Annotated in this window: 12 protein-coding genes; 8 read left to right on the forward strand and 4 right to left on the reverse strand. The window is 38.7% G+C overall.

All coding sequences use genetic code 11. From position 1 onward, the window contains the following. Positions 1–1533, reverse strand: a complete 1533-nt coding sequence (locus Q4567_RS19810) for a DUF3413 domain-containing protein (protein WP_216047639.1) — start codon at positions 1531–1533, stop codon at positions 1–3. Beyond that, the gene (locus tag Q4567_RS19815) at positions 1534–1758 is read right to left on the reverse strand and encodes a DUF1414 domain-containing protein (RefSeq protein WP_303501919.1); all 225 of its coding nucleotides are present in this window, start codon (positions 1756–1758) and stop codon (positions 1534–1536) included. A 122-nt stretch (positions 1759–1880) separates the two neighbouring features. Here Q4567_RS19815 and yejK point away from each other — a divergent pair, with 122 nt between their 5' ends. The 4 genes from yejK (at position 1881) to Q4567_RS19835 (ending at position 5199) form a co-directional block, all read left to right on the forward strand. Further along, a complete protein-coding gene (gene yejK / locus Q4567_RS19820; protein ID WP_216047641.1) occupies positions 1881–2930 on the forward strand; it encodes a nucleoid-associated protein YejK in 1050 nt (349 codons plus the stop codon). 101 nt (positions 2931–3031) lie between these two features. Beyond that, positions 3032–3907: a 6-carboxytetrahydropterin synthase gene (locus Q4567_RS19825; RefSeq protein ID WP_216047642.1), complete on the forward strand. Its 876-nt coding sequence runs from the start codon at positions 3032–3034 to the stop codon at positions 3905–3907. After that, positions 3900–4712 (forward strand): M23 family metallopeptidase, encoded by an 813-nt coding sequence (locus tag Q4567_RS19830; RefSeq protein WP_216047643.1) that lies wholly within the window; start codon positions 3900–3902, stop codon positions 4710–4712. Before Q4567_RS19825 ends, Q4567_RS19830 begins: the two co-directional genes overlap by 8 nt. Before the next feature lie 85 nt (positions 4713–4797). Further along, positions 4798–5199, forward strand: a complete 402-nt coding sequence (locus Q4567_RS19835; protein ID WP_216047644.1) for a hypothetical protein — start codon at positions 4798–4800, stop codon at positions 5197–5199. A 184-nt stretch (positions 5200–5383) separates the two neighbouring features. Here Q4567_RS19835 and Q4567_RS19840 read toward each other — a convergent pair whose 3' ends face one another. After that, entirely contained in the window at positions 5384–7174 is a 1791-nt protein-coding gene (locus Q4567_RS19840) for a M61 family metallopeptidase (RefSeq protein WP_216047645.1), read from the reverse strand. 258 nt (positions 7175–7432) lie between these two features. Here Q4567_RS19840 and Q4567_RS19845 point away from each other — a divergent pair, with 258 nt between their 5' ends. From Q4567_RS19845 to Q4567_RS19860, 4 genes are all read left to right on the forward strand, one after another. Next, positions 7433–8113: a PilZ domain-containing protein gene (locus tag Q4567_RS19845; RefSeq protein ID WP_303501924.1), complete on the forward strand. Its 681-nt coding sequence runs from the start codon at positions 7433–7435 to the stop codon at positions 8111–8113. A 119-nt stretch (positions 8114–8232) separates the two neighbouring features. After that, positions 8233–8694: a DUF962 domain-containing protein gene (locus Q4567_RS19850; protein ID WP_303501926.1), complete on the forward strand. Its 462-nt coding sequence runs from the start codon at positions 8233–8235 to the stop codon at positions 8692–8694. A 212-nt stretch (positions 8695–8906) separates the two neighbouring features. Then, positions 8907–9992: a sensor histidine kinase gene (locus Q4567_RS19855; RefSeq protein WP_216047648.1), complete on the forward strand. Its 1086-nt coding sequence runs from the start codon at positions 8907–8909 to the stop codon at positions 9990–9992. Next, entirely contained in the window at positions 9976–10800 is an 825-nt protein-coding gene (locus Q4567_RS19860; RefSeq protein WP_216047649.1) for a LytTR family DNA-binding domain-containing protein, read from the forward strand. The genes Q4567_RS19855 and Q4567_RS19860 overlap by 17 nt, the downstream gene beginning before the upstream one ends. Before the next feature lie 36 nt (positions 10801–10836). Here the strand turns inward: Q4567_RS19860 and Q4567_RS19865 are convergent, their stop codons facing one another. Then, positions 10837–11994 carry an ROK family transcriptional regulator gene (locus Q4567_RS19865; RefSeq protein ID WP_216047650.1) on the reverse strand — a complete coding sequence of 386 codons (1158 nt, stop codon included), beginning with the start codon at positions 11992–11994 and terminating at the stop codon, positions 10837–10839. Positions 11995–12252: the final 258 nt, after the last annotated feature.

A 12252-nucleotide genomic window follows, 5' to 3' on the forward strand; every position in this document is an offset into this window, starting at 1 on the left:
TCAATAAAAATGCATTAAATGTTTAATTGCCTGACTTAACAGTCCGGTGTTAAGCGTCTCAATACTTTCTTCACCCGTCTCACGGTCAAAAATCTTATAGCTACCGTTAGACAATACTTCTATGCGATTGCTGTTTTGCATCACAATGACTTTACTGCCTTTAGTGCCAACCAACCAATTGCGACGAGGAGCCTGCATTGATTGTCCGATGGAGTAATCATCAGAAAGGGCTTTACAGCCTAAGTTTTCTAACACAGTAGCAGGGAAGTCCAAATGGCTAGATAAGGTTTTGTCGAGTTTGAAATTAGCATATAGCGGCACTTGCTGAATATCGTCTCGATTTGAAGCAAGCTTCGAGATTATCACTTGGTTGCCATTCAACACACCTGATTTTATCAATTGTTGAATATTTGCATTGGATACAAATCCTATGGCTAATTTCGGTTTATCGGAAATACTTGCGGCAACAAAGCTTTCAAAATTTGTGCTTAGCTCAGTCAATTTTGAATTTTCTAAAGATAAATCAGAATATAAAAATACCGGCAATCCTAACTTTTGAGGAAGTTCTACCATTAGTGGGGTTTTATTGGTTAACTCCGACGTATAAATTTCCGGTAAGCCAAACAAACTCGAAAATTGAGAAGAGTGGTGGTTCGAGCTTAAATCATAGTGATCGTTGTAGGCGGTTAATGCCCTGTTTTGCAGATTCAGATCAGCATCGTCAGTTTGGATAAGTAAAACAAATTGTTTGTTGGTATTAATACTGCAATACACTGGATTAGCAGGATAATTAATGCCATGGACACTTCGATCAAACTGCAAGGCTTTGCGTTGCTTATAATTTTCTATGTCCAATAACCCATATTTTGACATCAGCGCTTTAGCTGTTGCTGGGTATGATAAAGGAAACAAATTATCTTGTTTTACAATAGGTTGATAGAGATTTGCATCGGCCCAAATATGTAAAGCATGACTGCATACAAAACAGGTTACAAATACACTGCTAATGGGCATACCTAAGCGGAATTTTTGTAATCGTTCAATTCTTTTCCACAGAGCATTGGCTAAAATAAGTTGAAATGACAGCCAAACTACAAATAAAAGGAGTAAAAACCCCCATTGTTGCCAGCCAAATGCATTAATAACCGGTTGAGTCTCACTTTTAATCAGATCCGCAGAGCCGAAATTTAGGTGCAATCCATATTTAGTGTAGAGCAATGCATCAAATGCTAAGAGCGCTAAGCCTATGGCGGCTATCGTTGAAGCCGCGCCACGTATAAGCCGAGACTTAGGGAAAGCATATATCAGAGGTAAAACTAAAATGACAAAAGCGAAAAAAGTTAAAAAGCCAATATGACTGACCCAATTGACTAATAAAAATGTTATTCCCAACAAAGAATCTGGCAAAGGCGATGCAAAAACGTAAATTCCTGCAATCACCAAAGCAACGACAATATTTGAAAGGGTAAACCAATGTCCCCAAGCTACTAGCTTGGTTAACATGATGCGCCGAGGCGTTTCTGAGAGTATCATTTATTTTTGATTTCCATTGATACTTTTCATCAAGATTTGTGTAAACTGAGCGGTCATTTTTTCGCGCTGGTTATCGTTTACTTGATGCAAAAAGATGTTGGTGATCACATTACCCAACGCCATTAAAGATAAGTCTCGATTTGCTTGGTTTTTTTCAAGGGCAAATACGATGTCATTCATTAGCGCTTCAAATTGAGCGTCTGAATATTTGGATTGTTGAGGCATGTTTGAACCTTTAAACCGATTTTTGTGAATAGTAACAAGTATTCGAACAGATAGTAACTAGGTGCCGTTTTTTCAATAGTCGGTTTTCTTATTTTCCATAACTTTTAGAAGGTTAGATTTTCATGAGCGCTGTTATTCAACACTTTGTAGTACATCAATTAGGGATTAATGAACAACAAGAGTTAACCGTTGTTCCCAAAAGCACCTGTTTTGACGTCACTCCAGATATTGAAACACTTGCACAGCAAATTAATCAAGTATTCAATCAAAAACCTGGCAAAGGGGTCGGTAGTTTTATTGATCAAGCTTCTCAGTCAACCGATTCGGCAGAACAAGATACGGTTAAAGCTAACGATGAATTTCGTTCAGAATTGCTGGCGATGATTGCAGAACCTGAAACCTTTATTGATTTTAGTGTTGCCAGTTGTGAAAAACTCAAAAAGAGTATGGTCGAAATGGCAACAGTGGAAACCGGTTTTGTTATCTTCAGCCATTATGAATTTTTAGCCACCGAATACCTAATGATTGCGTTGTTGAATACTAAACAGCACGTTGAAATCACTGAAAGATTAGAATTGACCTACAGTGATCATCTAGATCTAGCCAAAATGCAATTAGCGGTAAGAATCGATTTAACCCAATTAAAAACTCAACCCGAGCAAAACCGTTATATTAGTTTTATTAAGGGGCGAATGGGCAGAAAAGTCTCTGATTTTTTCATGCACTTTATCGGTTGCGAAGAACTTGTTGATATCAAACAGCAAAATAAGCAACTGCTGAAAACGGTAGACGAGTTTATCGCCTCTGAGCAATTAGACAAAGAAGAGCAGCAGCAAACACGGCAAATCGTTTCTGACTACTATAAAGCTAAATTGGAGCAAGGAGATGATATTCAAATTGAAGAATTGTCGCAAAGCCTACCCCAAGAAGATGGTCGCAATTTTGTTGATTTTAACCAACAAGCAGAAACGCCTTTGGAAGCTTCCTTTCAGGCCGATCGCAGTGCGTTAAAAACCCTTGCCAAGTTTAGTGGTCAAGGTGGCGGCATTAGTCTGAGTTTCGATAGAGTTTTGTATGGCGATCGAGTGCAATACGATGCGAATTCTGACACCCTATTGATTAAAGGGGTACCACCTAATTTGAAAGATCAGTTAACACGACATAATAGTTAGCTTTGTTGTGTTCAAACATGCCGATTTAGTTTGAATACGATATACTGACGCAATCATAAAACGATATTTACAACATCAAAATAACAGGACTTTTTTACACTATGCAGCTTTTTGTCAACGACTTAACCGTAATGGATTTTTCCTATCTTTGTGCACAAAGAGGGATGGTTGGTGAAAGTTGGATTGTCGATGTGATTTTAGATGGTGAACTTAATGAAGAAAGCATGGTGCTAGACTTCGGAAAAGTTAAGAAAGAATTGAAATTTCTTATCGATGAATATGTCGATCACAAATTACTCGTACCAGCCGAACATGCTTTTAGCCAGATCAAACGCGATCCCAATACCGATGAAGTAAAAGTAGATTTTTTACGACCCAATGGTAAGTCGATCCATCTGTTGTGTCCTGCAGAAGCTTATGCTTTTGTTTACGCTTCTGAGGTAGATATAGATTCTGTTGGCCAATATTTAAAAGAAGTGATTGCCACACATCTGCCAAGCAATGTTGATGGTATTGAGTTAATTTTGCGTCCTGAAGTAATAGACACACCGTTTTATCACTACACTCATGGCCTAAAAAAACACGATGGTAACTGTCAGCGTATTGCCCATGGGCACCGCTCAAAGGTTGTGATTTATGAAAATGATAAATTGAATCTAGCGTGGCAGGCATATTGGGCTGAACGTTGGCAAGACATCTACATAGGGAGTGAAGAAGATATTGTTGACGGCCAACAAAGTGTTTTAGCTGGACAAGTAGAGAACACGGAAACACATTTTTTCTTCACCTATGAATCCTCGCAAGGTGAGTTTTCATTAGCTATTCCAAAATCTGAATGCGAAATTGTTAACACCGACTCTACGGTAGAATGTTTAGCCCAATACATGGCATTGGATCTGAAACAACAGAGTCCGCAAAGTCATTTTAAAGTATTCGCATTTGAAGGGGTTGGAAAAGGAGCCATCGCTTATGCTTAAAACGTTGTTTTGTTGTTTCTTGGGTTTGATATTGAGTGTTCATGCCTTTGCTATTGAATTGCAAGGGGAGCTTTCGCAAGGTGCACTGATACGAGGGAAAGCACCCGTAGGCAGTCAAGTTTGGTTGGATGGTAAAAGCTTAGAGGTTTCGGAACAAGGATATTTCGTTTTTGGTTTCGGGCGTGATGCCGCCCTTGAGCATGAACTAAGTTGGCAGGCGCCAGAACAACCTAAACAACAACAAGATATCATTTTAAAAAAGCGTGAATATGATGTTCAACGCATTGAAGGCTTACCTCCTAAAATGGTGACACCTCCGGAAGATGTGTTAGCCAGAATTCGCCTAGATAACCAACAGGTCGCAAAAGCCCGTGCGCTTCGAGACTCGCGCATCGATTTTATGCAATCGTTTATTTGGCCTGCTGAAGGACCAATTAGTGGCGTTTATGGCAGTCAACGGGTGTTAAACGGACAACCCAAAAGACCGCACTTTGGACTCGATGTAGCAGCACCTACGGGCACTCCTGTTTATGCTCCGGCTGCAGGCGTGGTGACACTCTGGGTACCTGATATGTATTATTCGGGTGGTACTATGATTATTGACCATGGTCATGGTGTTTCTTCTACTTTTTTACATTTGCATGCAGGTCATGTGAAAGTGGGGGAGCAGGTTGAACAAGGGCAGTTGGTTGCTGAAATTGGTGCCACTGGCCGAGTTACTGGAGCACATTTGGATTGGCGAATGAATTGGCAAAATCAACGAGTAGACCCAGCGTTACTCGTCCCTGCAAGACCTTCTGAATAAACTAAAATCTTTGCTAAAAACTGTACCATGGCTAACTTGTTTTGGTGATATATTTTGTATTGAGTCATAAACAAAGGTTTCTGCAATGAAATACGATTTAGACATGAGTACGATTATCGGGATCAAACCCATGAAGGCGTCTGAAGTGGTGAAAATACATCAAGTATTGGACGGATTTGAACCAAACGGCGTTGCCTTTGAAGATGTATTAAAGCAAACGAAGATGGATCCCGTGCGGTTAAGAGAGTTATTAGATAAATATCATTTTTACTTCACTGAAGTAGGTGATTCATCTCGCTATATCGTTAATCGATATCACTACGATGAATCAGATCTAGATGAAGTTATCGACAGCATAGAAAGACGGAATGTACGATTCGCAATCGCTAAATTTACGCCATTTTTCTTAATTGGTCTGGTTTTGTGCAGTGCCACTATTGGTTTTATGCTTTCGGCAATTGTGAATAAAAATGGCGGTTATTGGTAATTCAATCTCAATTACGCGCATCTGCTGGGAACATTCGACCTAGCTAGGTTTAAATAAATGCCAATAGTTTAGAGTTGGCAGTTTTAAAGCCACTGGCAAGTGGCATAAAACGGTTTGTTAAGGTAATTCGAAGTTATGCCAATTGGCGTGTTTCTTTTTAAAACATGAGCAAACAACAACTGGCTTACTGAGCGTTTAACCATAAAGCCTGTTTTTGTAGATTTGAAGTCGTTAAGTAAATTGTATCTTTGGCTGCATTTTTAATCGGCATGTCAAACGTTTTAAGTTTGCCGTCACGGAACACAAATAATTTCACTGTTGGTTGCTCGCTATAATTTTCTAACGTGGTAAATACAGAATCTTTATTCACTTGCCATTGTTCAATGGCAATTAGGTTATCTTTGATCTGTAAACCGGCTAAATACGCAGGTGAACCTTCTAAAACTTGTAAAATAGAGATGCCCGTTGCTGCAGCTTCGAAGCTTGCGCCAAAATCAATAGAGAGGGTTTCATCTGCAGGCTTTCCGCCTTTATCATTTGCATCTTTTCTTGCTCTGTAGTGCATATCAACACCGAAGTCTGCCAACAATTGCTCAGTAGGGAGAGGTGTTGTGGTATATAAAGCCGTTTCCAAAAATGCATCTAAATTGATGTTTAAATTTTGCTTTAAAATCGTTTGAATAGAGTCGTTTTGGGTACCAATATTGACGTAACCAAATTGCTGCCAAAGTCGTTTTAACAGGTCGAAAATGGTAAAACGATTGGCTGACTCTTTGCGTATTAACAAATCTAGGCATAGTGCTATTTCTGCACCTTTAGCGTAATAACTCACAATATTATTTGCGGCACTAGCATCTTGTTGATAAAAGCGAGTCCAAGCGTCATAACTCGACTCTGTAACCGTTTGTTTTAGATAACCAGGATTACGTTTGAGTCGGGTTAATGTTTGTCCAATAACTTCAAAGTAGCTAGGCACATCGATTAATTCACAGCGCAACAAGCTGAGATCATCAATGTAGCTGGTAAAACCTTCGTAAATCCATAGTTGTTCAGAATAGGTTTCTTTACTTAAATCTAAATCGATAAATTCCGCAGGCTTGGTTCGTTTAACGTGCCAGGTATGGAATAACTCGTGACTACATAAGCTTAAAAATGTGCGATAACCGTCAGGCATTTTATGTTGTTGTGCTTTGCTTGGAAGCTGATTGCGAGCGAATTGTAAAACAGTCGAATGACTATGCTCTAAACCACCAAACCCAGATTGACAGAGTAAAGTTATGAATACATAACGATTAATTGGCGTGTTTTCGTTAAACAGTGCCAAATGATGCTCACATATTTTTGGCAAGTCGCGACAAATTCTATCGGTATCAACTTGATGAGAGCCGGTCAAAACAAATTCAAATTCAACCTCCTGCACCTTGAAATAGGTAATATCCAGTTCACCTATTATCACTGGATGATCAATCAGAGTTTGATAATTATCGGCACTAAATTTCTTGGTTAATTTGTTTGATTGGGTTTCCAACATTGCTGTTGCAACAGACCAGGTATCCAACTTTGTTGCAGGAAGGTTGATCTCAACGCTGCAAGGGCCAGAGTAGCCCTCCACTTCAAAGAAAACGCTGGTGCCGTTAAAAAAAGCATATTCATCGCATATATAGGCGCTTCTTACTGACAAATCAAAGGCATAGACAATACTCTCGATATGAATCTTGCCACTGCCAGCTTTTACTTTCCAAGTTTGTTTATCTAATTTTTCAATATCTAAACTGTTTTGATTATCGTCGTACGCTTTGAGAGATACTATATTTTTAGCAAAATCTCGGATCATGTAACTTCCAGGGATCCATGCCGGTAACTTTATCTTGATATCAACTTGATCAGCAAAGTTGATGGTTTGAATAATTTTGAATGTGTGCCCAGCAATGGAGTCAACAGTTACGGAATAATGTACTTGTTCAAATGTTTGCAAAGTTGTGCTCTATTATAGTTTTATTGATTTAATCAACCGCCAGATAAATCACTTATTAAGTGACGGGACGAGATATCTTTAGCATAACCGATAGCCTTTGTTGAGTTAAGTTAAAAGCAGTTAAAGCATTGATATTATTCTCAGTTATGACAGTTAAAAGTTGTAGAGTCAGAGTTTAAATGATAAAAAACATACAACTTGTAAGGATTAATGGTTTTGATGACAATCAAAAGGTAACTTTTAGGAGAGTTCGAAAAGGTGGCAATATTAAAGGACAAAGTAGGCTTAACGCGGGAGGATTTGCGTAAATTGCGTGCTATGCGACCCGGACTTTCTTTGGATCTTCAAGTTATGGCTGCTTCTGGGGTTAAAAGAATCAAGACTGAATTTGTTGGATTAGACGGCAGCCGCTGTTTAATTATTAAATTTCCTGACGAAGCTCGTTGGGGCAATTTACGGGATGTCATATATCCTGATAGTGTTTTAGTCGTGCGTTACATTCACGAAGAAGATGCCGGCGAAGTAGTCGCATTTAAAGTCAAGATTAATGTCATACTGAATAAACCAGGTAACTATATATTTACTTCGTTTCCGCTTTCACTTCAGTGTCATGCACTGAGAAGTGAGCAACGAGCCCAAGCCCACGTATTTGTGACTGTGGTAGAAACTGAATCTGATGTGATGTTATTTGATGGTCTAATAGTGGATTTGTCTTCAAGTGGCTGTCGCGTCTCAGTGGACCGTCAACTGGTGAAACAAAAATTGGCGCTAAAAACACACATCACCTTAGCGATTAAAAATCCAGACGGAAAAATATCCGAATTAACTGGTATAGTTATGAATCAAAAAGTCGATGAAACCCGTTTTTACTTTGGTGTTAAATTCGAGGCTTCAGAAAAAATTGTCGAAGGTTTGTTGCATCAACTGATGATAGCTTGACCTTTTACTGGGTGACATTATGGGCGTTGTCGTGGGGATAACTCCTAATTGAGTGGCATCACTATTAATAATAATAAAATTAAGATGTGCAGAGCTTTTGCTCCATTTACGAGGTATCTATGCGAAGAGTCGAAACGTTATTAAATGAATATGGCGAAAGTCATCAAAATAAAACAAATGTTTTAATCCACGGAATTGCCGTTCCGGCCATTTATTTTGTGACATTTGCATTAATTTGGTCTATTCCCACCCCTGAATTTTTAAATCATTTCGATATCACATGGGCCCATGTGATTTCTATTCCTGTGCTTTGGTATTACTTTAAATTGTCTGGCCCAATTGGGGCTGCAATGACGTTGTTCACTATTTTATGTTTTGGCGGAATCCGGCTGTTAGCTTATTTGGATATTTCCGTATGGCAATTTAGCTTAGCGCTTTTTGTGGTGATGTGGATTTTGCAATTTGTAGGTCATAAAATTGAAGGAAAAAAACCATCCTTTCTTAAAGATATTCAGTTTTTATTAGTCGGTCCTGCTTGGTGGTGGGTACACTGGTTAAAACGTTTTAATATTCAATATTAAAACGCCGATTTGAGACATTTAAAAAGCCAGTTGATTGAGGCGTTCAATCACAGGTATTTAGTCTTTAACTGAATATCGCAAGTTGAAAAACTGCGGAAGTTCGACGGATTACTTACTTTGCGACAAACACAACTATGGTTGGGATTAACAACGAGTTTTTGATTATCTGCAAGGGTATAATAAACGCTTAATCTGTTCACTTGAGATTTACTTTGATCAATTGGCAAAAACTGTTCGAAAATCGTGAGAGGCTATTCTGGACCCTGCATACCGGAGGGTGGGCTGGTTTCGCGATTGTTTATTATATTGGTTCATTCTTACATGATGTACGCGGAATATGGATTTTTGTCATTGCACTAAATGCAATGGCAGGGTGGTTGTTAACCATACCTTTGCGCTACATATACCGTTGGGCTCATCAACAAACTGCATGGAAAATGCTACTTACTGTAGCCGTCAGTGCTTATTTTATTGCCTTATTCTGGGCCGTTCTGAAAAATATTAATTATTGGGAAATTTATAAACACGGTTATCGACCTGAAGCTTGGTTTATGTATTTCACTAACACCATTAATTCATTGATCATGGTGGTATGTTGGAGTGGATTGTATTTCGGGATTAAGAACTTCCAAATGCTGCAAAAAGAAAAGCAAAATGCACTCAAAGCGTCAACAATGGCCCACCAAGCACATTTGAAAATGCTCAGGTATCAATTGAATCCGCATTTTTTGTTTAACACTTTAAATGCGATCAGCACGTTAATTTTAATTAAAGACAATAAAACTGCTGAGGCAATGGTCAGCCGGTTAAGTGACTTTTTGCGTTATTCGCTAGATAAAGATCCGATTAAAAAGATTTCACTTAAGCATGAAATACAAGCCTTAGAGCTATATTTAGAGATAGAAAAAGTACGTTTTGATGATCGCTTAGACGTTGAATGGGATATCGCTGAAGATTGTAACCAAGCCTTGGTTCCCAGTTTAATTTTGCAACCAATCATCGAGAATGCGATTAAATATGCTATTTCTAAAATGGAAAAGGGCGGTAAAATAAAAGTTGTCGCTAAATCGTTTGGCCGCGATTTGATGCTCGAAGTAAGTGACAATGGCCCAGGTGCTAATATTGAAAATGGTCAATTAAATCGTAGCAATGGTGTTGGATTACCGAATATCCAAGAACGACTCAACTCATTGTATTCAAATAACTTTTCTTATGTCGTATCTCACAATCAGCCTACGGGTATAAAAGTGAGCATTCGAATTCCTTTTGAGGTGAATGAACATGACAACCAAAATTAAAGCGTTGATTGTAGATGACGAGCCATTAGCAAGAAAAGGCTTGGCAGTTAGGTTGCAAGAATTTGATAATATTGAAGTATTAGGGGAGTGCCAAAACGGCCTCGAAGCTGTTTCAGTGATACCTCAACTTCGTCCCGATTTGGTATTTTTGGATATCCAAATGCCAGGCTTAAACGGTTTTCAAGTGATCAATAAACTCAGAGAATTGCAGCAACCGGTTCCTATTATTGTGTTTGTTACCGCCTATGATAGTTACGCCATAAAAGCCTTTGATATTCATGCTTTAGATTATGTTTTAAAGCCTATCGATGAAAAACGCTTGCGGGTAGCAATCGAAAAAGTATCTGCGGTATTTGGACAAAATAGTGAAGGTGAACAAAAAGTTAAGTTAGCTAAACTCGTCGCTGAATTTACCGGAGACGATTGTGAAGATATTTTACAACGTCTGGCATCAGGCGAAACTATTGATAACAAGCGTTATCCTTCTATTTTAGCCATAAAAGACGGTTCCGAAGTGACGCGAGTTGCCGTTGACGATATTCAATGGATTGATGCAGCAGGGGACTATATGTGTGTCCATGCTTCTGATGGTACTCACATAATGCGCCGCACTATGAAGGAACTAGAGGAAGAATTGGATCCCAGAAAGTTTGTCAGGGCCCATCGTTCAGCAATCGTCAATATTCAATATGTCACTAAAATGGTCAGTCATGTTAGTGGTGAGTATCATCTCGTACTGAGTAATGACACTGAATTAAAAGTGAGTCGCAGTCATAGAGATAAAGTGAAGGAAATGATCAGGGTTTAATAACGACACTTTTTGCTTAATCTGCAGTTCTTTTGGCTATAAACACAATTCTCGCAATGGCAGGCTCGCTGCACCGACGGCGACAGGACACTCTTGTACTCCAGCAGTAACTATTTTGGGAAGCGGTCTTTTTGCACCTCGTCGAAATTGAGCATAGACATCTATCCTTGGGATTAACTTTTCGGCCAAAGAAACGGGAATGTGACCTCCTAATACTATTGCTTGAGTATCTAATAACGCCGAACAGGCAGTTGCAACCAAGTCTAACGAATCTTGAACTTTATAGATCCATTCTTCTACACCAGGCCAATTGACATCAAAGTTATTATGCAAATTATAAATAGAGTGGACTTCTACGTTGTTTTTTATCAGTATCCGTTTTAACAACGCAAGATTGGGATGAGAATATATTTTAGAAGGAAGCATGTCACCTAGCTCACCAGCGTTACCATATGTCCCGCGTAAGACTTCGTTATTCGACACCAGTCCACCACCAAAGCCATAAGAAATGAAAAAATATACGAAGTTTTTATAATTTCGTCCAACTCCGGCGATTCCTTCACCAGCTGCAGCCCCTGTGGCATCATTAACTACCCAGGTAGGTAACTTAAATCGCAAGGAAACGATTTGTGCTATATCGACTTGAGCCCATTCTTCAATCAAATGGTGCGTGTTCATTTTACCGTCCATAGCACTGAAAAAACCAGATATTCCTACCCCCATTCCCAGTACCTTCGACTCGTCGATATGATTAACTTTAATCAGATCATTCACAATTAGCTCAGACTGGGATAATACGTTTTCAATACTCATGTCTTTTAGCTCTTGAAGACGTGTATCAACCACATTTCCTGCAAAGTCCATTAACGCGATGCCCACAGCGTCTAATAAAATTGATAAGCCAAAGCAATAAGCAAAAGTTGGGTTAGGTTCCAACTCAAAACTAGGGTTACCCCTTGATGATGAAGATATTCGGTCGGTTTGTAAAAGTACGCCTTTTTCCAATAAGTTTTTAACTAATCGTGAAACAGACTGTTGCGGTATCTTGGTGGCATCGACTATCGTTCTTTGGTTTACATTTTTAGACCAAAATACCAATTTAAGCACATCTCTTTCATTGTCCTGAAATAACTTCCCACCTTTACCTAGTTTAAAACTATTTCTTAGATAAACCCCGTTTTTAGAAGAAAGCATGTGCGACCTTATTTTTGATTTTAGTACTTATCATAATACAAGAAATTCGGAAAAGTTAGGCTCCGAAAGAAGTCTCGACTCTACTAAAGTTTGTAATTTATTGGCAAGGGCTAAGATTAAATATCTTGCAGATATTAACTAACTTATTTTTTTATACCGCTAGTTTACGCTAATTACTGAATTATTATCCTTCAAATTCAATGGTTTTAGTTTCTCCACTAACAACCCATATTAATTTTTACATGTTGTTATGAGTTA

Origin of the sequence: Aliiglaciecola sp. 2_MG-2023 (assembly GCF_030548145.1) — a bacterium.
Lineage (GTDB): Bacteria > Pseudomonadota > Gammaproteobacteria > Enterobacterales > Alteromonadaceae > Aliiglaciecola > Aliiglaciecola lipolytica_A.

Excerpts from the sequence above, each read along its gene's own strand:
- Q4567_RS19825 (WP_216047642.1), top strand. The coding sequence starts at position 3,032 with ATGCAGCTTTTTGTCAACGACTTAACCGTAATGGATTTTTCCTATCTT.
- yejK (WP_216047641.1), top strand. The coding sequence starts at position 1,881 with ATGAGCGCTGTTATTCAACACTTTGTAGTACATCAATTAGGGATTAAT.
- Q4567_RS19835 (WP_216047644.1), top strand. The coding sequence starts at position 4,798 with ATGAAATACGATTTAGACATGAGTACGATTATCGGGATCAAACCCATG.
- Q4567_RS19850 (WP_303501926.1), top strand. The coding sequence starts at position 8,233 with ATGCGAAGAGTCGAAACGTTATTAAATGAATATGGCGAAAGTCATCAA.
- Q4567_RS19815 (WP_303501919.1), bottom strand. The coding sequence starts at position 1,758 with ATGCCTCAACAATCCAAATATTCAGACGCTCAATTTGAAGCGCTAATG.
- Q4567_RS19860 (WP_216047649.1), top strand. The coding sequence starts at position 9,976 with ATGACAACCAAAATTAAAGCGTTGATTGTAGATGACGAGCCATTAGCA.
- Q4567_RS19865 (WP_216047650.1), bottom strand. The coding sequence starts at position 11,994 with ATGCTTTCTTCTAAAAACGGGGTTTATCTAAGAAATAGTTTTAAACTA.
- Q4567_RS19810 (WP_216047639.1), bottom strand. The coding sequence starts at position 1,533 with ATGATACTCTCAGAAACGCCTCGGCGCATCATGTTAACCAAGCTAGTA.
- Q4567_RS19830 (WP_216047643.1), top strand. The coding sequence starts at position 3,900 with ATGCTTAAAACGTTGTTTTGTTGTTTCTTGGGTTTGATATTGAGTGTT.